This window comes from Erwinia sp. PsM31, from assembly GCF_030433775.1.
Classification (GTDB): domain Bacteria; phylum Pseudomonadota; class Gammaproteobacteria; order Enterobacterales; family Enterobacteriaceae; genus Erwinia; species Erwinia aeris.
The window spans coordinates 243,896-265,848 of the sequence record NZ_JARUWZ010000005.1; the positions used below are offsets into that span (position 1 = coordinate 243,896).

Below are 21,953 nucleotides of genomic sequence, written 5' to 3' on the forward strand. Positions count from 1 at the left end.
CATGAAGATGGATCGCGTTAATATCAGCGAATCCGTCACGTTTCACGGCGGATCTCGTGGCATGGTTGGCGAACTAGCCGATAAACACCTGCCACAGCAGATGGCGGAAGATGGGCATCATCGGATGGAACTGGATCGCCACGAAGCTGGCGACGCCCGCCGCCATCATCAGCGGCGCGAGCCAGCGCAGGCGGCTCTCCGGCAAATAGGCCGTCGCCCAGTCATGTTGTTTTTTGGCGCGCAGCCAGCGCCAGCCCAGCCAGCCGCCCAGCCACACCAGCAGCGCTACCGCCAGCAGCAGCCATTTAAACAGGCTGCTGCTGGCGTCCTTCGGCACGTCAATCGCCACGCCAGCCAGGATGCCTGGCAGCAGGTACAGAGGCGGCCACAGCACGCAGCCGATTAAATTAGGCGGGATAAACTTCTTTACCGGCAGCTCCAGCATCCCCGCCACCAGCGGGATCAGCGGCCGCGTCGGGCCGATAAAGCGGCCGATAATAATGGTAAACATGCTGTGCTGATGCAGCGCGTGTTCGGTTTTATCCATCAGCGGCTGATGCTTTTTAATAAATGACCAGCGGTGCAGCGGCCCTTTGAACTGCCAGCCGATAAAGTAGGAGATCCAGTCGCCCAGCAGGCAGCCGATAATCCCCACGCCCCAGGCCGGATAGAGACTGATTTGTCCGCTGCCGACCAGTGCGCCCAGCGAGGCCATCAGCACGGTGCCCGGCAGCAGCAGCCCAACCAGCGCCAGCGACTCGAAAAAAGCGACCAGGCCTACTGCCAGTAAAGACCAGGCAACTGATTGAGTTATAAGGTGTTCCAGCCAGGCTTCCATAGATTTCACATTCTGTTTATTGGAAAGCCGGATTGTCCTGGCCCGTCCGGGATCCGTCAAGCGCTGTTTTGTATGGGAATGCGGATATTTCTTCTTTTCAGGTAAAGAAGAAAAGCGCTTGCCGGTGAGCGGCGCTGGCGAAGTAAGAACTGTATAAATAAACATGCTATTATAGGCCCGCATGGCGGTGAACAGCCCCGTATTCCATTCCCAGCCGCTCAGGAGGTTCAGGTGAACGACGCGCGCGCAGGCTTTCTGCTGACCCGACACTGGCGGGATACGCCCAGCGGCACGGAGATCGTGCTGTGGCTGGCCACGGACGACGGCCCGCAGCGGATCGTGCTGCCGCCGCAGGAGTCGGTCGCCTTTATTCCGCAGCAGCAGCTGGCGCAGGCGGAAACCCTGCTGCGTGCCGAAAAAGATATTCGGCTGACGCCGCTGACGCTGAAGGACTTCCGCCAGCGTCCGGTCGCCGGGCTTTACTGCAAACAGTATCGGCAGCTGCAAAAGCTGGAGAAGCTGCTGCGCGAAAACGGCGTGATGGTTTATGAAGCGGATATCCGCCCGCCCGATCGTTTCCTGATGGAGCGTTTTATCACCGCGCCGGTGTGGTTCAGCGGCCAGCAGGTCGGCGGCAGCCTGACGCAGGCGCGGCTTAAACCTAACCCGGACTATCGCCCGCCGCTGAAGTGGGTGTCGCTGGACATTGAAACCACGCGCCACGGCGAGCTTTACTGCATCGGGCTGGAAGGCTGCGGCCAGCGCGTGGTTTATATGTTAGGGCCGGAAAACGGCGACGCCAGCCGCCTGGACTTCAGGCTGGAATATGTCGCCAGCCGTCCTGCGCTGCTGGAAAAACTCAACGCCTGGTTTGCCGAACACGATCCGGACGTGCTGATCGGCTGGAACGTGGTGCAGTTTGATCTCAGGATGCTGCAAAAACATGCCGACCGCTATGGCATCCCGCTGCGGCTGGGCCGCAACAGCGAAGCGCTGGAGTGGCGCGAGCACGGCTTCAAGCCGGGGATCTACTTTGCGCAGGCGACCGGGCGGCTGATTATCGACGGCATCGAGGCGCTGAAATCCGCCTTCTGGGATTTCCCCTCCTTTAGCCTGGAATCGGTCTCGCGCGAGCTGCTGGGCGAAGGCAAAGCCATTAATAATCCGTGGGACAGGATGCAGGAGATCGACCAGCGCTTTGCGGAAGACAAACCGGCGCTGGCGCACTACAACCTGAAAGACTGCGAGCTGGTCACGCGCATTTTCCAGCGTACCGAGATCATGCCTTTTCTGCTGGAGCGCGCCACCGTCAACGGCCTGCCTGCGGATCGGCATGGCGGCTCGGTCGCCTCGTTCAGCCATCTTTATCTGCCGCGTATGCATCGCGCCGGCTACGTTGCGCCGAATATGGGCGAAGTCGCGCCGGAGGCGAGTCCGGGCGGCTACGTGATGGACTCGCGGCCAGGCCTTTATGACTCGGTGCTGGTGCTGGATTACAAAAGCCTTTATCCCTCGATTATTCGTACCTTTCTGATTGACCCGGTCGGGCTGGCCGAAGGCATGGCGCATCCCGACGACAGCGAGTCGGTCAGCGGCTTTCGCGGCGCGCGTTTCTCCCGCACCCTGCACTGCCTGCCGGAGATCGTCGGTCAGATCTGGCAGGGCCGCGAAACGGCCAAAAAGCACGGCAACAAGCCGCTGTCGCAGGCGCTGAAAATCATTATGAACGCGCTGTACGGCGTGCTGGGCACCAGCGCCTGTCGTTTTTTCGATCCGCGGCTGGCCTCCTCCATCACGCTGCGCGGCCATGAAATCATGCGCCAGACGCGGGAGCTGATAGAGGCGGAAGGCTATGACGTGATTTATGGCGATACCGACTCCACCTTCGTCTGGCTGAAAACGCCGCACGACGAGGCGTCGGCCGCCGCGATTGGCCGTCGGCTGGTGGAAAAAATCAACGCCTGGTGGCAGCAGCATCTGCAGGAAACGCTGGGGCTGACCAGCGCGCTGGAGCTGGAGTACGAAACCCACTTCAGTCGTTTTCTGATGCCGACCATTCGCGGCGCGGAACAGGGCAGCAAAAAACGCTACGCCGGTTTGATCCGCGAAGGCGACCAGGAGCGCATGGTGTTTAAAGGGCTGGAGACGGTGCGCACCGACTGGACGCCGCTGGCGAAAAATTTTCAGCAGGCGCTTTATCTGCGGATTTTCAAACGGCAGCCCTATCAGGATTACATCCGCGAAACCGTGCGGCAGCTGCTGGATGGCGAACTGGACGAGCAGCTGACCTACAGCAAAAAGCTGCGCCGCCCGCTGGAAGATTATCAGCGCAACGTGCCGCCGCACGTGCGCGCCGCGCGCCTTGCCGATGAGCAGAACCGCCAGCTGGGCCGCCCGTTGCAGTATCAAAAAGGCGGCCGGATCCGCTACGTTATCGCCACGTCAGGGCCGGAGCCGCTGGAGGCACGCCTGACGCCGCTGGACTACGATCACTACCTTTCCCGCCAGCTGCAGCCCGTTGCGGAAGGCATTTTGCCTTTCGTGCAGGATGACTTTGCTACACTGGTAACAGGTCAGTTGGGGCTTTTTTGACAGGTGACGAACGCGCCACCTTCCAGTACCATAGCGCCCTTCCTGCAAAACGAAATGAATCTGCCGGGCTTTATTGCCGGGCAGCCGTGCTATTGCCTGAAATAACCTCTACGAGAATCGAGCCGAATATCTATGCCTTTTACACTTGGTCAACGCTGGATCAGCGATACGGAAAGCGAACTGGGATTAGGAACTATTGTTGCGGTAGATGCGCGCATGGTCACACTGCTTTTCCCCGCCACCGGCGAGAACCGTCTTTACGCTAAAAATGATTCGCCTATTACTCGTGTGATCTTCAACCCGGGCGACACCGTTACCAGTCACGAAGGCTGGCAGCTGGAGGTGGCGGAAGTCGTGACCGAAAACGGTCTGGTCAGCTACATCGGCACCCGGCTTGATACCGAAGAGTCCGGCGTGATGCTGCGTGAAGTGATGCTCGACAGCAAGCTGGTGTTCAGCAAGCCGCAGGACCGCCTGTTTGCCGGCCAGCTGGATCGTATGGATCGCTTCGCGCTGCGTTTTCGCGCGCGTAAATACCAGAGCGAACAGTATCGCCTGCCGGTCAGCGGCCTGCGCGGCATGCGCACCAGCCTGATCCCGCACCAGCTGCATATCGCGCACGACGTAGGCCGTCGCCACGCGCCGCGCGTGCTGCTGGCTGATGAAGTGGGCCTTGGCAAAACCATCGAAGCGGGCATGATTATTCATCAGCAGTTGCTGGCCGGTCGCGCCGAGCGCGTGCTGATCGTCGTGCCGGAAACGCTACAGCACCAGTGGCTGGTGGAAATGCTCCGCCGCTTTAACCTGCGCTTTGCCCTCTTTGACGACGATCGCTACGCGCAGGCGCGCCTGGACAGCGACAACGCTTTCGATACCGAACAGCTGGTAATCTGCTCGCTCGACTTTGTGCGCCGCAACAAGCAGCGTCTGGAGATGCTGGCGGAAGCCGAGTGGGATCTGCTGATCGTCGACGAGGCGCATCACCTGGCCTGGGAAGAGGGTCAGCCAAGCCGCGAATATCAGGTAATTGAGCAGCTGGCCGAGCAGATCCCCGGTGTGCTGCTGCTGACCGCGACGCCGGAGCAGCTGGGCATGGAGAGCCACTTTGCCCGTCTGCGCCTGCTGGACCCGGATCGCTTCCACGACTTCGCCACTTTTGTTGAAGAACAGCAGCATTTTCAGCCGATTGCCGATGCGGTTTCCGGCCTGCTGGCCGATAAGGCGATCGATAACGACGCCCTGAATATGCTGAACGACCTGATGGGCGAGCAGGATATCGAGCCGCTGCTCCAGGTCGCCAACAGCGATCGCGAAGGCAAGCTGGAAGCGCGTCAGGAGCTGATCAGCATGTTGATGGATCGCCACGGCACCAGCCGCGTGCTGTTCCGCAACACCCGTAACGGCGTCAAAGGCTTTCCGAAACGCGAACTGCATCAGATCCGCCTGCCGCTGCCGACGCAGTATCAGACGGCGATCAAGGTGTCCGGCATCATGGGCGCGCGTAAGGCGGCCGATGAGCGCGCGCGCGACATGCTCTATCCGGAGCAGATTTATCAGGAATTTGAAGGCGACAGCGGCACCTGGTGGAACTTCGATCCGCGCGTCGAATGGCTGATGGGCTTTTTGACCAGCCATCGCGACAGCAAAGTGCTGGTTATCTGCGCCAAAGCCACCACCGCGCTTCAGCTGGAGCAGGTGCTGCGCGAACGTGAAGGCATCCGCGCCGCCGTGTTCCATGAAGGGCTGTCGATTATTGAACGCGACCGCGCGGCGGCCTGGTTCGCCTCCGAAGAGGATGGCGCGCAGGTGCTGCTCTGCTCGGAAATCGGTTCCGAAGGCCGTAACTTCCAGTTCGCCAGCCAGATGGTGATGTTCGATCTGCCTGCCAACCCGGATCTGCTGGAGCAGCGTATTGGCCGTCTTGACCGTATCGGTCAGGCGCACGATATCCAGATCCACGTGCCTTATCTGGAAAAAACCGCCCAGTCGGTGCTGGTGCGCTGGTATCACGAGGGGCTGGACGCCTTTGAGCATACCTGCCCGACCGGCCGCGCTATTTACGATACGGTCAGCGACCAGCTGGTGAACTATCTGGCCTCGCCGGAAAACAGCGAGGGGCTGGACGACTTTATCAGCGACTGCCGCGAGCAGCATAACGCGCTGAAAAGCAAGCTGGAACAGGGCCGCGACCGCCTGCTGGAGCTGAACTCCAACGGCGGTGAAAAAGCGCAGGCGCTGGCGGAAACCATCAGCGAGCAGGATAACCATATCGAGCTGGTTAACTTTGCGCTCAACCTGTTTGATATCGTCGGTATTAATCAGGAAGATCGCAGCGACAACCTGATCGTGCTGACGCCGGGCGATCACATGCTGGTGCCGGATTTCCCTGGCCTGCCGGAAGATGGCTGTACCATTACTTTCGATCGCAATCAGGCGCTGTCGCGCGAAGACGCACAGTACGTCACCTGGGAGCATCCGATCATTCGCAACGGCCTGGATCTGATCCTGTCCGGCGATACCGGCAGCTGCGCGCTCTCGCTGTTGAAAAACAAGGCGCTGCCGGTCGGCACGCTGCTGGTGGAGCTGATCTACGTGGTGGAAGCGCAGGCGCCGAAACAGCTTCAGCTGACGCGCTTCCTGCCGCCGACGCCGGTGCGGATGCTGGTTGATCGCAAGGGGACTAACCTGGCGGGTAAGGTCGAGTTCGAGAGCTTCAACCGTCAGCTGAACGCGGTCAATCGCCATACCGGCAGCAAGCTGGTTAACGCCGTACAGCAGGATGTGCACGAGATCCTGAAGCTGGCGGAAGGCCAGGCTGCCGAAGAAGCGCGCAAGCTGATCGAGATTGCCCGCACGGAAGCAAACGAGAACCTGAGCGCGGAGCTGTCGCGTTTGCAGGCGCTGAGCGCGGTTAATCCTAACATCCGTCAGGATGAGATCGACGCGCTGGAAAGCAATCGCGAGCAGGTGCTGGCGGCGCTTGATAGCGCGGGCTGGCGTCTTGACGCGCTGCGCCTGATCGTTGTCACGCATCAGTAATTGGCACGGGGCGGCTGCGGTCGCCCCACACAGGCAAAAAGATGGAACCCTATAATCCTCCGCAAGATCCCTTAGCCGTTCTTTATCAGGACGAGCATATTATCGTGGTCAACAAACCGAGCGGTCTGCTGTCGGTGCCCGGTCGGCTGCCCGAGCATAAAGACAGCGTGATGACGCGTCTTCAGCGCGATTTTCCGCTGGCGGAATCCGTACACCGCCTGGATATGGCAACCAGCGGTATTATCCTGGTCGCACTGACCAAAGCGTCCGAGCGGGAGCTGAAACGCCAGTTCCGCGAGCGCGAGCCGAAAAAAACCTATCTGGCACGCGTCTGGGGTCATCCCGCGCAGGAAGAAGGGCTTATCGATCTGCCGCTGATCTGCGACTGGCCGCTGCGACCAAAGCAGAAAGTCTGCTTTGAAACCGGTAAACCGGCGCAGACCGAATATCAGGTGCTGGAGTATGCGGCGGATAACAGCGCACGCGTGCGGTTAAAGCCGATTACCGGCCGTTCTCATCAGCTTCGCGTGCATATGCTGGCGCTGGGGCATCCGATTCTGGGCGATAACTTTTACGCGCATGAAGAGGCCAGAGCGATGGCGCCGCGCCTGCTGCTGCACGCCGAGATGCTCACCATCACCCATCCCAAATACCAGACGCCGATGACTTTCCGTCAGCCGGCGGACTTCTGAACAAAGGCCTCTGTCGCCAGAGGCCTTATTCAGCCGATGCAGTGGGACAGCGTTGTCGTGCTTAACCCATACCGCACGGCCATTTTCTCCAGCTCCGCCACCCGCGGCTTGCCGCGATCGGGGTGCATTTCCTCATAAAGACACCGCCTGTCCGTCAGCGCGTACTTGCGCAGGCCGAAATTGTGATAAGGCAGCAGATCGATGCCCTGAAAGCAGCGGCTGCCCTGCGTCATGCTGGCGATGGCGCGCATCATCTTCTCCGCCTCTTTTCTGCTGTCGTTCACCTCAGGTATGACCGGAATGCGGATGCGCAGCGGGATCGTCTGCGCCAGCAGGCGCGTCAGGTTCTGCCAGATGCTGCGGTTGCTGACGCCGGTGTAGCGCTGGTGCAGGACGTCGTCGGCCAGCTTAACATCGTACAGGATCAGCTGGCTGGCTTCGCAGACCTGCCAGAGCGCGGGCCAGGCGGCGAAGCCGGAGGTTTCAACGGCGGTGTGGATCCCCTCCTGCCTGGCGCGGCGCAGTAAGGCACGGGAAAAATCAGGCTGCATGGCGGCCTCACCGCCGCTGAGCGTCATCCCGCCGCCTGAAGTACGGTAATAAAGCGCATCCGCCGCCACCGTGCGCATCACTTCGTCGACGCTAAGCGTTTTGCCCACCTTGCGCAGCGCCGCCGCCGGGCACTTCTGGTCATCCGGCCAGCTTTCATAGCCGACCGCCGCCATTTTAACGGCCGATCGGCCCGGACAGTGCTGCTCGCAAGGCGCTTTTGCACAGCGTTGCCGATCGAACAGGACTTCCGGCTGCGGCGCCAGGCTTTCCGGGTTGGCGCACCAGGCGCAGCGCATCTGGCACCCTTTCAGAAACACCACGGTGCGCACGCCGGGGCCGTCATGCAGAGAAAAGCGCTGAATATTGAACACGCTCCCGCTGGCGGCCTCAGAAAGACTGGAGCTGGGTACGGCTGATGATTTCATCCTGAACCTCGCGGCTGAGTTCAACGAAAAAGGCGCTGTAGCCCGCAACCCGGATCATCAGGTTGCGATACTGCCCGGGGTTTTCCTGCGCTTTTTTCAGCGTTTCGTTATCCACATAGCTGAACTGCATCTGTGCATTGCCCAGCAGGCTGGCGCTGCGCAGCAGGGTGATAATGCCCTGCTCGCCCTCTTCCGTATCCAGAATGCCGTGCAGCAGCTTAAAGTTATGCACCATGCCGATCTCCATCTCTTCGACATTGATCCGGCCAACGGAATTAATAATCGCCGTAGGGCCTGCATAGTCCGTCTGCTGGGAAGGGCTGATGCCGTCAGCGAGCGGCATACCGGCCAGTCGTCCGCTGGGCAGCGCGCCGGTGGTCAGGCCGAACGGCGTATTGTTAGAGATAGAAAGCGTCCCGTGGGTGAACGGCCCGTACAGCATCGAGTACCGGCGGTGCTCGCTTTCGATAAAGCGGATCAGATCGCGCGCGATCAGATCGACCTCTTCAATATCGTTGCCAAATTTGGCGACGTTCAGGCAGGCGTTGCGCAGCGTTTCGTGCCCGGAGAAATTATCACGCAGCGCCTGCGCCATCTGCGCTGGCGTCACCTGCTGCTGCTGATAAACCAGCTCGCGCATCACCATCATGGCGTTGGCGTAGTCCGCCATTCCCGTCCAGATCAGTCCTGGCCCGTTGTTAATTGCCGCGCCGCCGTGCATCACATCCTTGCCCTGCTCCAGACAGCCTTCGACCAGGCAGGAGATAAACGGCTTGGGCGCCAGCTCTTTATGCAGCTTTTGCATCATCAGCGTGGCTTCTGCGGCCTGCTTCACAATGTGGCACAGCTGCTGCCTGACTGCCTCCTCAAAGGCTTCCCAGCTTTTCAGCGTGGCGGCCTCGCCGGTCTGCGGCCCCATCTGGCTGCCGCTGGCGCTTCTGCCGTTATTTAGCGCCAGCTCAATGGCGCAGGTAAAGGTGGTATAGCCTACCGAGGTCCACTGATAGATGCGGCCAGAACGTTGCGGCTCTACGCAGCCCATCAGGCAGTAGTCGCGCGCATCGTCGTAATCGAAGCCTTTACGCAGCATCATTTTGATATGCGCGTCGTCAAAGTGACAGGCAGGGAAACCGATCCCGGCGCGGATCACCTCGACGATTTTGCGCATAAAAGGCTGCGGCGACTGGTTGTGGATCCGCACTGCCAGGCTTGGCTGATAAATTTTCAGCTTGCGCGAGCAGTCCATAATCAGCATGGAAAGCGGATTGGTGGCATCGCCGCCCTCGCGCTTCTGGCCGCCGACCACCAGATTGACAAAGGGCTGGTAGCCCGCGAAATACATGGCGGAACTGGCGCTGCAAATCCACATGCACTCGGACATTTTGATCATCCAGCAGCAAAGCAGCTCTTCCGCCTGTTCCTCCGTCAGCTCGCCGCTGGCAAGATCGGCCTCCAGCAGCGGCCACAGGTACTGATCGACACGGCCAAGCGAAATGCCGGTCTGGTTTTCTTCCAGAATAAACAGCGACTGCGCAAACCAGATGGCCTGTAGCGCTTCGTAAAAGGTGGCGGGCGGCTGTTCCGGCACGCGACGGCAAATAGCGGCCAGCTTTTCCAGCTCCGCTTTGCGCTGCGCGTCCGGCGTCTGCTCAGCCAGCGCCTGGGCGTAGTCGGCGTAGCGGTTGGCGTAATCCACCACGCCCTGACAGGTTTCCACGACCGCCTCATAGAAGTAGCGCTTGTCCTGATCCTCGGGACAGGTTGGCGAAAGCTTATCCAGCGCCGCCTGTGCTTCCCGCTGCACGCCGCCCATGCCTTTTTTCAGCAGGATGATGTCGTAGCCCGGACAGGTGTCGCCGCCGCCGTTTTGCGTTTTAATACTTAAATCACAAATTCCTTCAACGGTGCTCCATTCCCACAGCCCCGCGTGGCGCAGCCGGGTTTCCGCCACCTCATCCAGCGACCGCCCCTGCCAGAAAGGGAAAATCTCTTCACGCAGCTCGCGCTTTACCTCTTCGCTGATTTCATAGGGATCCTGCGCGCGCGTGGACATGGTATCCAGCTCGTCCGCCACCCAGCGCCAGGCGATTTCCGGCGACACTTCGCCACCGCGCGCCGCGCCTGCCGGATGACTGACAATCAGTTCATCTTCTGCAATCACCAGCGGCGCCGTGCGGCAGGCATGACGAAAGGCCATCGCGCGTAATAAAATAGCCGGCATCCCCGGATAGCGACGGTAAATTTCCGTGACCGCTCTGGCTCGCGCGGCCGAAATAAATGGCTTAGCCTGTAAATAACGCTCGCGCAGACGCTCAGCACGAGGTAAAAGCCGTGTGTTTATATCCTGCATTAAAATATCCCCATGGTAATACAGCCAATGCCGATAAGACCGATTCCCAGAACGGAATACTTATCGATCTTATTTCGATAAAAAATCACGCCAACCAGACTGATAATAACCACGCCCAGACCGGCCCACAGGGCATAAGAAAGGCCAACGGAAAGCACGACAATCGCTTTTGATAATGCGTAAAAACAGGTGCCGTAAATTGCCATGACGCCCAGGGTCAGTCCCCAGCGTTTAAAATTATCGGTTTTAGGCAGCAGGCTGGTTGCCAGCACCTCCAGCAGGATGGCGATAAAAAGCCATAACAATCCCATCAGCGTACTGTGCATAATTAGTTTTCCTCCACGGTATCGTTACCGCGATCGCTTTTGGCCAGCAGATTAATCACCAGCACCCCGGCTATGATCATTAACAGGCCGACAATCGCGCCGCCGCTCAGGGAAACCTGGAACAGGAAGCGGTTGATCAGCGAAGTGGCGACAATCCCCAGCCCGGCCCACAGGGCATAGGCCAGGCCCAGCGGAATTTTTTTAAGGGACAGCGATAAGAAATAATAGGAGAAACCATAAGCGGCCAGCGCCGTAAATGCCGGTAGCAGCACGGACATGCCTTTAGACAGCGCCAGCATCGTGGTAGCCGTTATTTCAGACGCGATAGCAACACAGAGAAAAAGAAAATATTTATCTTTATTCATATCTCATTAAGCCATTTTAATATTGTCAGGATTTTATTTCCCTATCATAGCGGCCCGCTGATAAACCCAGCATAAACATTTGCCGTTCGCTCAGACAGAACCTGTCTGTATATCATTCTGATTATTTATATTAACAATATAGCGCGCAGACGGGCTGCGGCATGATTACAGCCAGGCGAGATTAACAAGAAAGGGTAATTAAAAGACAAGGCGTTAATAAAAAATCAGCGTGGTGTTAAAAAGAATATTAATAATAAAGCTGGCATTAAAAAGGCCGACGAAAGCGCTCGTCGGCCGCTAACAAATTATTTAAACCCTTTTTCACGCTTGATCAGATCGTAAGCCGCCTGGATCTCCTGCGCTTTTTGCTTCGCCATCTCCATCATCTGCGGCGGTAGCCCTTTGGCCACCAGCTTATCGGGATGGTGTTCGCTCATCAGCTTGCGATAGGCGCGCTTGATGGTCGCCGCATCGTCGCTGCTTTTTACGCCCAGCACGCTACAGGCATCTTCCAGCGTTGGCCCGCGCTGCGCCTGCGCATAGCCTTGCGAACCGGCACCGTGCTGATAGCCCCCGCCGCCGAACTGCTGACCGCCCTGCATCATCCGTAAAAACTGATCGAATTGCGCATGCGAAATCCCCAGCTCTTCCGCGATGACATACAGCACCTGACGTTCGTTAGGATGGAGCGAGCCGTCGGCAAACGCGGCCTGGATCTGGATTTCCAGAAACATCCTAATCAGATCGAAGCGGCCGAAGCAGGCGCTGCGCAGCTCCCGCAGCTTGTCGCGCAGCGGGTAGTTGCCCTCTTTCCCCTGGCGAAAAGCCTGCTGCGCGGCCGTTCTCGCCTCGCCGTGCAGCTGCATACGATCCATCAACAATGACGCCATCTGGATGTCCGCATCGGTCACGCGGCCTTTTGACTTGGTCAGATGGCCCATAACCTGAAAGGTGGTGCTGAAAAAGAGCGCCTGACGGGTCTGCTGATTAGCAAAATAGCCCTGCCCCTGAACCGCTCGCGCTTTATCAACCAAATGCCCGAAGAGCAGGCCAATCGCCAGTCCCCAAAAGCCGGTGCCGCTTAACAAACCCAGCACAAGCCCGATTACTTTTCCCCAATAGCGCATATACTCCTCAATTCGCCATGCTGAAGGCTAAAAATTGCATTATCATACCCGTCATTTATCTCTGAGCCTAACGGCAACGCGGTCAAACAGCCTGGATAACACTAGCGCAACGCAGTTGAGTGCGTTAGTCTCTGACCGTTTGTCGGCATGATGCCAGCTATCACGGAATTTTCGATACCGCGTATGAAAAAACGACTACCTACTTTGCTGGCCACGCTTATCGGCTCAGCGCTCTACAGCCAGCAGGGTCTGGCAGATGACCTCGCCTCGCAGTGTATGCTGGGTGTACCGAGCTATAACCGGCCTCTGATTCAGGGTAAAAATACCAATGAACTGCCGGTTACTATCAACGCGGATCAAGCGAAAGGCAACTACCCTGACGACGCGGTGTTCAACGGCAACGTCGATATTCGCCAGGGTAACAGCCGTCTGCTTTCCGACGAGGTGCAGCTGCATCAGCGACAGCAGCCGGGCCAGACGACGCCGGTACGCACCGTTGACGCGCTGGGTAATGTGCAATACGACGACAATCAGGTCATCCTGAAAGGGCCGAAAGCCTGGTCGAATCTGAATACCAAAGACACCAACGTCTGGAACGGCACCTATCAAATGGTGGGCCGCCAGGGACGGGGTACCGGCGATCAGATGAAGCAGCGCGGTGAAAACCGCTATACCATCCTTGAAAACGGTACCTTCACCTCCTGTCTGCCCGGCGACAACAGCTGGAGCGTTGCAGGTACGCAGGTGATCCAGGATCGTGAAGAGCAGGTCGCGGAAATCTGGAACGCCCGCTTTAAGATCGGCGCGGTGCCGGTGCTGTACAGCCCTTATCTACAGCTACCGATTGGCGACCGCCGCCGTTCGGGCTTTTTGATCCCCAACGCGAAATTCGGCAGCTCCAACGGCTTTGAATTTATTCTGCCTTACTACTGGAACATTGCGCCGCAGGCTGATGCCACCATCACGCCGCACTATATGAGCAAGCGCGGCCTGCAGTGGCAGAACGAATTCCGCTACCTGACCAAGGCGGGCGCGGGCCTGGTTGAGTTTGATTATCTGCCGAGCGACGACCAGTACAATAAAGATGCCGCCACGCGCGGGATGACCGACGACAAAGATTCTAACCGCTGGCTCTTCTTCTGGCGGCACTCCGGCGTCTACGATCAGAACTGGCGCTTTAACGTTGATTACACCAAGGTCAGCGATCTTTACTACTTTACCGATCTGGATTCCACCTACGGCGACTCGACCGACGGCTACGTTACGCAGAAATTCAGCGTAGGCTACGCAGAGAAAAACTGGGATGCGACGCTGTCGACCAAGCAGTTCCAGATCTTCTCCACCCAGACCAATAACGACGTTTACCGCGCCGAGCCGCAGTTCGATTATAACTACTATCAGAACAACGTCGGCCCGTTCGATACGCATCTCTATGCGCAGGCGGTGAAGTTTACCAACGTTAACGATAATTACCCGGATGCGACGCGTTTGCACCTGGAACCGACTATCAACCTGCCGCTTTCCAACGGCTGGGGCAGCCTTAATACCGAAGCGAAACTGCTGGCGACGCACTATCAGCAGGATGACGTCGAGTATTACAACAACAACGTTGATACCAGCAAAGTCAACCAGCTGAAAAGCAGCGTAAACCGCGTTATGCCGCAGTTTAAGGTCGACGGCAAGATGGTATTTGACCGCGATATGGACTGGTCGGAAGGCTACACGCAGACGCTGGAACCGCGTATGCAGTACCTTTATCTTCCCTATCGCGATCAGAGCACGGTGCGCGCTTACGACTCAACGCTGCTGCAAAGCGACTATACCGGCCTGTTCCGCGACCGCACCTATAGCGGCCTGGATCGCATCGCTTCCGCTAATCAGCTGACCAGCGGCGTGACTACGCGAATATTTGATAACGATTTGGTTGAACGTTTTAACGCTTCCATTGGTCAAATCTACTCGTTTACCCCGGCCCGTACCGGACTGGAGAACGCAGACAGCGACGATCGCGGCAGCCTGGTCTGGGCTGGCGACACCTACTGGAAGATTAGCGATCGCTGGGGCGCGCGCGGCGGTGTGCAGTACGACACCCGCATCGATAACGTTTCCCAGGGCAACGCCGTTCTGGAATATCGTCGGGATGCCGATCGTCTGGTGCAGCTGAACTACCGCTACACCAGCCCCGAATATATTCAGCAGACGCTGAGCCAGATTAAGAACCCTGGCTACCAGCAGGGGATTTCGCAGGTAGGCGCCACGGCCAGCTGGCCAATCGCCGATGCCTGGTCAGTGGTCGGTGCCTGGTATTACGATACCAAGGCCAAACAGCCTGCCGATCAGCTGCTGGGCGTCCAGTACAGCTCTTGCTGCTACGCTATTCGTCTGGGTTATGAACGTAAAATCACCAATTGGGAAAACGACAGCAGCACGTACGACAACAAAATCTCGTTCAACATTGAGCTGCGCGGCCTGAGCTCATCCTATGGTCTGGGCACCGGGCAAATGCTGCGACAGGGCATCCTGCCTTATCAGCGCTCTTTCTGATGTTGTGATAATTAGTATGCCAACCCGCAGTGCGGATAGAAAAATGGAAAAAGTATGAAGAACTGGAGAATGCTGATCCTGGGGGCTGCGCTCACTGCCAGCACCGCGTTTGCAGCACCGCAAGTTGTTGATAAAGTAGCCGCCGTGGTCAATAACGGCGTTGTGTTAGAAAGCGATGTCGACGGCATGATGCGGTCGGTGAAAAGTCAGGCACAGCAGGCTGGTCAGCAGCTGCCGGATGATAAAACGCTGCGTCACCAGATTGTCGAACGCCTGGTGATGGACAATATTCTGCTGCAAATGGCGAAACAGGCGGGGATCCAGATCCAGGACGATCAGCTCGATCAGGCGATTGCCAATATCGCCGCTCAGAACAAGATGAGCGTGGATCAGCTGCGTAGCCGTCTGGCCTATGACGGTATGAACTACGCCACCTATCGCGAGCAGATCCGTAAAGAGATGACCATTGCCGAAGTCCGCAACAACGAAGTACGTCGTCGCGTGACTATTCTGCCGCAGGAAGTGGATTCGCTGGCGACGCAGGTTTCCTCGCAGAACAACGCGTCTACCGAGCTGAACCTCAGCCACATTCTGCTGCCGCTGCCGGAAAACCCGACGCAGCAGCAGGTGGACGAGCAGGAAGATCTGGCGAAACAGCTGGTCAGCCAGGCTAAAGGCGGCGCGGACTTCGGCAAGCTGGCGATCACCTACTCCGCCGATCCGCAGGCGCTGAAAGGCGGCAATATGGGCTGGGGCCGCATCCAGGAACTGCCTTCGCTGTTCGCGCAGTCGCTGGTTACGGCGAAGAAAGGCGATATCATCGGCCCAATCCGTTCCGGCGTAGGCTTCCATATCCTGAAAGTGAACGACGTTCGCGGCGACAAACAGAGCATCTCCGTGACGGAAGTGCACGCTCGTCATATTCTGCTCAAGCCGTCGCCGGTGATGACGGACGATCAGGCGCGCCAGAAGCTGACGCAGGTTGCGGCTGAAATCAACAGCGGCAAAACCACCTTCGCGCAGGCCGCTAAACAGCTTTCTCAGGATCCCGGCTCCGCCAACCAGGGCGGCGATCTTGGCTGGAGCTCGCCAGAGGTGTACGATCCCGCCTTCCGCGACGCGCTGCTGAAACTGAAAAAAGGCCAGATGAGCGCGCCGGTGCACTCCTCTTTCGGCTGGCACCTGATCCAGCTGATGGATACGCGCCAGGTTGATAAAACCGACGCGGCGCAGAAAGAGCGTGCTTACCGCCTGCTGTTTAACCGTAAATTTGCGGAAGAAGCGCAAACCTGGATGCAGGAGCAGCGCGCCTCTGCCTATGTGAAAATTCTGGATGCCAATGCTCAGTAATATGCGCGTGGCGATCACTCCCGGCGAACCCGCCGGGATTGGTCCCGATGTCACACTACAACTGGCCCAGCGCGACTGGCCAGTTGAACTGGTCGTCGTCGCCGATCCAGCTTTGCTGCGCGAGCGCGCGGCAAAGCTGGGCCTCCCTCTGACGCTGCGTGACTATCAGCCGGGCGTTGCTGCCCGGCCGCAGGCTGCCGGCACCCTGACCGTGCTGCCCGTTAGCGCGCCGCAGCCGGTAAAAGCTGGCGAGCTTTGCGTCGCCAACGGCCACTACGTGCTGGATACGCTGGCTCGCGCCTGCGACGGCTGCCTTAACGGCGAATTTGCGGCGCTGGTTACCGGGCCGGTACACAAGGGCGTGATCAACGACGCCGGTATCCCGTTCAGCGGCCATACCGAGTTTTTCGCCGAGCGCGCAGGCTGTGCCCGCGTGGTGATGATGCTGGCGACGGAAGCGCTGCGGGTCGCGCTGGCGACCACGCATCTGCCGTTAAAAGACGTCTCCGCCGCCATTACCCGCGACAGCCTGCATGAAGTGATCAACATCCTGCATGCCGATCTGCAAAGCAAGTTCGGTCTGGCGCAGCCGCATATTTTTGTCTGCGGCCTGAATCCGCACGCGGGCGAAGGCGGCCATATGGGACGTGAAGAAATTGACGTTATCATTCCGGCGCTTGACGAGCTGCGGCGCAGCGGCATCCAGCTGACCGGCCCGCTGCCGGCGGACACGCTGTTTCAGCCTAAATATCTTCAACATGCCGACGCGGTTCTGGCGATGTATCATGACCAGGGCCTGCCGGTACTGAAATACCAGGGCTTCGGGCGAGCGGTGAATATCACGCTCGGCCTGCCCTTTATCCGCACCTCCGTTGACCACGGCACCGCTTTAGAGCTGGCCGGCCAGGGCAACGCGGATGCGGGCAGCTTTATTACGGCGCTTAACCTCGCCATTACCATGATTAAGAGCAGTAATGAATAATCGCGTCCATCAGGGCCACTTCGCCCGCAAACGTTTTGGCCAGAACTTCCTTAACGATCAGTATATTATTGACAGCATCGTTTCCGCCATCCACCCTCAGCCCGGCGAGGCGGTAGTCGAAATCGGCCCCGGTCTGGGCGCGTTAACCGAACCGGTTGGCGACAGGCTGGAAGCGATGACGGTGATCGAACTCGACCGCGATCTGGCGGCTCGTTTGCAGACCCATCCGTTTTTAGGGCCAAAGCTGACGATTTTCCAGCAGGATGCCATGACCTTTGATTTCGCGGCCTACGCCCGTGAAAAAGGCCAGTCTCTGCGCGTCTTCGGCAACCTGCCCTATAACATCTCTACCCCGTTGATGTTCCACCTTTTCAGCTATACTGATGCGATCCGCGACATGCACTTTATGTTGCAGAAAGAGGTGGTCAACCGACTGGTTGCCGGGCCGGGCAGCAAAGCCTATGGTCGTCTGACGGTAATGGCGCAATATTACTGCCAGGTGATCCCGGTGCTGGAAGTGCCGCCGGAATCCTTTACGCCTGCGCCGAAAGTGGATTCCGCCGTGGTTCGTCTGGTCCCACACGCCACGATTATGAATCCGGTGCAGGATCTTAAAGTCCTCAGCAGGATCACCACCGAAGCGTTCGGCAAACGCCGTAAAACGTTGCGCAACAGCCTTGGCCATCTGTTTACGCTGGAAGCGCTGCAGGAGATGAATATCGATCCGACGCTGCGCGCGGAAAACATCTCCGTAGCCCAGTACTGCCAGCTGGCGAACTGGCTGTCTGCGCATCCTCAACAGACGCCGCAGGAGAGTTAAACATGGATACGCCCCGAGTTTGTGTGCATGTACAAAGCGCTTATATTGCGTCGCAGTCCGCGCCGGAAGAGAACCGCTACGTTTTTGCCTACACCATTACCATTCGTAATTTGGGGCGTCACGCCGTTCAACTGCTGGGCCGCTACTGGCTGATTACCAACGGCAACGGCCGCGAAACGGAAGTTCAGGGCGAAGGCGTTATCGGCGAACAGCCGCACATCGCACCCGCTGGCGAATTTCAGTACACCAGCGGCGCGGTACTGGAAACCCCTATGGGCACCATGCAGGGACACTATGAAATGATCGACAGCGAAGGCGAAGCTTTCCGCGTGGCGATCCCGGTGTTCCGGCTGGCCATCCCCAGCCACATACACTAATTCTGATTGCGATCCGGGCGCTGGTCCGGCGCTGAGGTTCGGATTGTTGATGAGCACTTACCTGATTGGCGATATTCACGGCTGCTACGATGAGCTTCGGTCACTGCTGGACCAGGTGGCTTTCGATCCTGCCCGGGACAGCCTGTGGCTGACGGGCGATCTGGTCGCGCGCGGCCCCGCTTCGCTGGAAGTCCTGCGCTACGTTCGTTCATTGGGCGATGCGGTGAAAGTGGTGCTGGGCAATCACGATCTGCATTTACTGGCCGTGTTTGCAGGTATCAGCCGCAACAAGCCAAAGGACAGGCTGACGCCGCTGCTGGAAGCGGAAGACGCCGACGATCTGATTAACTGGCTGCGCCGCCAGCCGCTGATCCAGGTCGATGAAGAGAAGAAGCTGGTGATGGCGCACGCGGGCATCACGCCACAGTGGGATTTGGCTACGGCGCAAAGCTGTGCCCGCGAGGTCGAGGCGGTGCTCTCAAGCGATACCTATCCGCTGTTTCTGGATGCGATGTATGGCGATATGCCCAACAACTGGACGCCGGAGCTGACCGGGCTGGCTCGTCTGCGCTTCAGCACCAATGCGCTAACCCGGATGCGCTTCTGCTTTCCTAACGGCCAGCTGGATATGATCTGCAAAGATACGCCCGATTCGGCGCCCGCGCCGCTAAAGCCGTGGTTTGCTATTCCGGGGCCGGTGTCGCGCGACTACACCATTGCGTTTGGTCACTGGGCTTCGCTGGAAGGAAAAGGCACGCCGGAAAATATCCTGGCGCTGGATACCGGCTGCTGCTGGGGCGGCACGCTGACGATGCTGCGCTGGGAAGATAAAACCTGGTTTACTCAGCCGTCAAAACGGTTGTCAAACGAACATGAGAACGCTATAGCGGCGCCGTCTGCTGACTCATAAGCGTCAATTGCTTTCGCGACAGGCTTTTTGCTATCCGATAAAGAGTGAGCGCCACGCCCTTAAAGGCGTGGCTTTACTCAGCCGATAAACGTATCCGTCCGCTTTCAGGCACCCAATACGCCGCCATCCTTGCGCGTAATCATTATCACGGAAGAGCGGGGACGCGGGCTATTGTCAGGAAAGTGCGAGTCTTTCTCTTCTCCCGGATGTTGCACATTCACAAACATCGTTTTGTAGTCCGGTGTAAAAGTGATCCCGGTCAGCTCACAGGATTTGGGCCCCACCATAAAGCGACGAATTTCTCCGTTCTGCGGATCGCCCACCAGCATCTGATTGTTCCCCTGCCCTTCATAGTCGCCTTTATTACTGTATTTACCATCCGTCAGGATCCACAGGCGTCCGCTTTCATCAAAGCCCAGACCATCAGGGCTGTTAAAGGTGTTCTGCTCGGTGATGTTCGGCGTACCGCGATATATGCCCTGCGGATGCGCAATTGGATTACCGCACAGCACAAAAATATCCCAGTCAAACGCCTGGGCCGTAGCGTCCCCTTTCTCATCCCAGCGAATAATCTGCCCATAAATGTTATCCGGCCGAGGATTAGCCGCGTTGATCGGCATTCCCTCATCGCCTCGCTTGCTGTTATTGGTCAGGGTGCAGTAGGCGCGGCCATCATGGGGATTAACGGCAATCCACTCAGGGCGATCCATACGTGTGGCTTTCACCACATCCGCCGCGCCGCGCGTGTTAATCAAAATATCTGCCTGGGTGCGGAAACCGTTGTCGGCGGTCAGGCCGTGCTGCCCCTGAACCAGCGCCACCCAGTGCCCGGTTCCCTTCAGCGGCGTACCGTTTCTGTCGCCGTCAAAGATGGCAACATAGAGCGTTCCCTCATCCAACAGCCTGGTATTTGCCGCCGGATTAGCGCGATCGACCTTGCCTTTGGAAACATATTTGTAGATATACTCGCCGCGTTCATCATCCCCCATATACACCACCAGCTCGCCGCTTTTCGCTACCGTAACGGCCGCGTTTTCATGCTTAAATCGGCCCAGCGCGGTGCGCTTGACCGGCACGGAATCGGGGGCGAAGGGATCGATCTCGACAATCCAGCCGTGGCGATTAAATTCGTTAGGGTTTTTCGCCACATCAAAACGCGGATCGAAATCGGACCAGTTGCGCTCGGGATCGGCGGGGCTCAGCGTGTAGCGCTTTTGCGCCGCCGTCAGGCTGAAATCCGCCTTTTTAGTGCCGAAATAGGTATCGAAATTTTCTTCACAGGTGAGATAAGTACCCCAGGGCGTTTTGCCGTTAGCGCAGTTGCCAAAGGTGCCGAGCACGTTCATTCCTTGCGGATCGGCTGCGGTACGCAGCGCCGCATCGCCAGCGGCAGGGCCGGAAAAACGCATTGGCGTATTGGCAGTGATGCGGCGGTTATAGCGTGAAGGACGGACAACTTCCCAGCGGTTTCCCTGGCCACGACGGACTTCCATCACCGATACGCCGTGCCCCGCCTGCGATTTTTTTACATCTTCAGCATCGTGCGCCTTGCTGTCGCCGTGAGCATAGAGATATTGCTCATTAACATATTCATTGTTAACCGCAATTAAGCCGCGATCCCGGCTTCCCTCCATGGCAAAAAAGCTCATGCCATCATTGTTATCGCCAAACTGTTTTTCCTGATCGGCTGCGCTGTTTTTTCCTTCCGCGTCAAACGCCGGGGCGCCATCGACCAGCGGATCGCCCCATGAAATCAGCACATCAGCCTGATAGCCGTCGGCAATGGCAATTTCATCCGCTGTGGAAGCCGGAATACCGTCAAAACCCAGCAATTGACTGCCGCCCGACACGGGCTTCGCCAGCGCCAGAGAGGGAACAGAGAGACCGCCGCCAATAAAGCCTGCCAGACTCAATGCCCCGGTTCCTGCAAGAAATTTACGACGGCCAGGATTGGGCGTGACGGCTTCGTTCGGTAACGGCGATTGATTATTCATAGCGCATTGCTTCCTTTACGGTTTGTAAAATGAAGCAATGCTAGAGATATTTTGTTACACTTAGGTTACAAAATGTTCGAAAGGAGTGTAAAGTTACTTACTGTCGACGGTCCAGAATTTCAAAGCAGTAGCTGTGCGTGTTTTTCTCGTCAGCGTCGTGAAATTCGCTAAAGGTCGACTGCCACTCATCCGGCTCATAGTCCGGGAAAATCGTGTCGCCTTCGACTTCCGCATCAATATGCGTCAGATACAGGCGATCCGCGCGCGGCAGCAGCTGTTCATAGACGCGCCCGCCGCCAATCACCATGATCTCTGCCACGTCGCCCGCCGCTTTCAGCGCTTCCTCAATGGAAGTGACCCAGCGCACGCCTTCCGCATCGCCCTGCTGGCTGCTGATCACAATATTCAGCCTGTCCGGCAGCGGACGGCCGATCGACTCAAAGGTGCGGCGTCCCATAATGACCGGTTTGTTCAGGGTGTGCTTTTTAAACCAGGCCAAATCGGCTGGCAGATGCCACGGCATGGCATTTTCCATCCCGATAACGCGGTCGGTCGCCATGGCTGCAATCAGGCTTATCATCTGAGAATACTCACAAGGTGTAAAATTGGCGCCATCATACGGAAAGGCGAAAGTTTCGTCGATAGCAAAACCTGGCGAATTAAGTAAAGG

General features: G+C 58.0%; 17 protein-coding genes. 9 read left to right on the forward strand and 8 right to left on the reverse strand.

Annotated elements, in window-relative coordinates:
• Positions 1-73: 73 nt before the first annotated feature.
• On the reverse strand, positions 74-838 hold the full coding sequence (locus QCD69_RS06760) for a DedA family protein (protein ID WP_253455306.1): 765 nt from the start codon (positions 836-838) through the stop codon (positions 74-76).
• A gap of 231 nt (positions 839-1,069) precedes the next feature.
• Here QCD69_RS06760 and polB point away from each other — a divergent pair, with 231 nt between their 5' ends.
• The 3 genes from polB (at position 1,070) to rluA (ending at position 7,161) form a co-directional block, all read left to right on the forward strand.
• A complete protein-coding gene (polB, locus tag QCD69_RS06765) occupies positions 1,070-3,430 on the forward strand; it encodes a DNA polymerase II (RefSeq protein ID WP_301251476.1) in 2,361 nt (786 codons plus the stop codon).
• Positions 3,431-3,562: 132 nt separating this feature from the next.
• Positions 3,563-6,469 (forward strand): RNA polymerase-associated protein RapA, encoded by a 2,907-nt coding sequence (rapA, locus tag QCD69_RS06770; protein WP_253455308.1) that lies wholly within the window; start codon positions 3,563-3,565, stop codon positions 6,467-6,469.
• A 41-nt stretch (positions 6,470-6,510) separates the two neighbouring features.
• A complete protein-coding gene (rluA, locus tag QCD69_RS06775; RefSeq protein WP_253455309.1) occupies positions 6,511-7,161 on the forward strand; it encodes a bifunctional tRNA pseudouridine(32) synthase/23S rRNA pseudouridine(746) synthase RluA in 651 nt (216 codons plus the stop codon).
• Positions 7,162-7,190: 29 nt separating this feature from the next.
• Here the strand turns inward: rluA and QCD69_RS06780 are convergent, their stop codons facing one another.
• From QCD69_RS06780 to djlA, 5 genes are all read right to left on the reverse strand, one after another.
• On the reverse strand, positions 7,191-8,138 hold the full coding sequence (locus QCD69_RS06780) for a glycyl-radical enzyme activating protein (protein ID WP_301251477.1): 948 nt from the start codon (positions 8,136-8,138) through the stop codon (positions 7,191-7,193).
• Positions 8,101-10,488 (reverse strand): choline trimethylamine-lyase, encoded by a 2,388-nt coding sequence (gene cutC, locus QCD69_RS06785; protein WP_301289607.1) that lies wholly within the window; start codon positions 10,486-10,488, stop codon positions 8,101-8,103. Before cutC ends, QCD69_RS06780 begins: the two co-directional genes overlap by 38 nt.
• Complete coding sequence (locus tag QCD69_RS06790; protein ID WP_253455311.1) at positions 10,488-10,814, reverse strand: DMT family transporter; 327 nt, start codon at positions 10,812-10,814, stop codon at positions 10,488-10,490. The genes cutC and QCD69_RS06790 overlap by 1 nt, the downstream gene beginning before the upstream one ends.
• A gap of 2 nt (positions 10,815-10,816) precedes the next feature.
• Positions 10,817-11,179 (reverse strand): DMT family transporter, encoded by a 363-nt coding sequence (locus QCD69_RS06795; protein ID WP_253455312.1) that lies wholly within the window; start codon positions 11,177-11,179, stop codon positions 10,817-10,819.
• 305 nt (positions 11,180-11,484) lie between these two features.
• Positions 11,485-12,306 carry a co-chaperone DjlA gene (djlA, locus tag QCD69_RS06800; protein WP_253455313.1) on the reverse strand — a complete coding sequence of 274 codons (822 nt, stop codon included), beginning with the start codon at positions 12,304-12,306 and terminating at the stop codon, positions 11,485-11,487.
• Positions 12,307-12,453: 147 nt separating this feature from the next.
• Here djlA and lptD point away from each other — a divergent pair, with 147 nt between their 5' ends.
• Genes lptD through apaH form a run of 6 tightly spaced genes read left to right on the forward strand, consistent with a single transcriptional unit; the run spans position 12,454 to position 19,289 of the window.
• Complete coding sequence (gene lptD / locus QCD69_RS06805) at positions 12,454-14,850, forward strand: LPS assembly protein LptD (protein WP_253455314.1); 2,397 nt, start codon at positions 12,454-12,456, stop codon at positions 14,848-14,850.
• A 54-nt stretch (positions 14,851-14,904) separates the two neighbouring features.
• Positions 14,905-16,200 (forward strand): peptidylprolyl isomerase SurA, encoded by a 1,296-nt coding sequence (surA, locus tag QCD69_RS06810; RefSeq protein WP_253455315.1) that lies wholly within the window; start codon positions 14,905-14,907, stop codon positions 16,198-16,200.
• Positions 16,190-17,182 (forward strand): 4-hydroxythreonine-4-phosphate dehydrogenase PdxA, encoded by a 993-nt coding sequence (gene pdxA, locus QCD69_RS06815; RefSeq protein WP_253455316.1) that lies wholly within the window; start codon positions 16,190-16,192, stop codon positions 17,180-17,182. The genes surA and pdxA overlap by 11 nt, the downstream gene beginning before the upstream one ends.
• A complete protein-coding gene (rsmA, locus tag QCD69_RS06820; protein WP_253455317.1) occupies positions 17,175-18,002 on the forward strand; it encodes a 16S rRNA (adenine(1518)-N(6)/adenine(1519)-N(6))-dimethyltransferase RsmA in 828 nt (275 codons plus the stop codon). Before pdxA ends, rsmA begins: the two co-directional genes overlap by 8 nt.
• Before the next feature lie 2 nt (positions 18,003-18,004).
• Positions 18,005-18,379, forward strand: coding sequence for a Co2+/Mg2+ efflux protein ApaG (gene apaG, locus QCD69_RS06825; RefSeq protein WP_125288956.1), 375 nt, complete (start codon positions 18,005-18,007; stop codon positions 18,377-18,379).
• Positions 18,380-18,428: 49 nt separating this feature from the next.
• Entirely contained in the window at positions 18,429-19,289 is an 861-nt protein-coding gene (gene apaH, locus QCD69_RS06830) for a bis(5'-nucleosyl)-tetraphosphatase (symmetrical) ApaH (protein ID WP_253455318.1), read from the forward strand.
• 104 nt (positions 19,290-19,393) lie between these two features.
• Here the strand turns inward: apaH and QCD69_RS06835 are convergent, their stop codons facing one another.
• A complete protein-coding gene (locus QCD69_RS06835) occupies positions 19,394-21,283 on the reverse strand; it encodes a PhoX family protein (RefSeq protein ID WP_301251481.1) in 1,890 nt (629 codons plus the stop codon).
• A gap of 97 nt (positions 21,284-21,380) precedes the next feature.
• Complete coding sequence (gene folA / locus QCD69_RS06840) at positions 21,381-21,863, reverse strand: type 3 dihydrofolate reductase (protein WP_253455320.1); 483 nt, start codon at positions 21,861-21,863, stop codon at positions 21,381-21,383.
• Between the last annotated feature and the right edge of the window lie 90 nt (positions 21,864-21,953).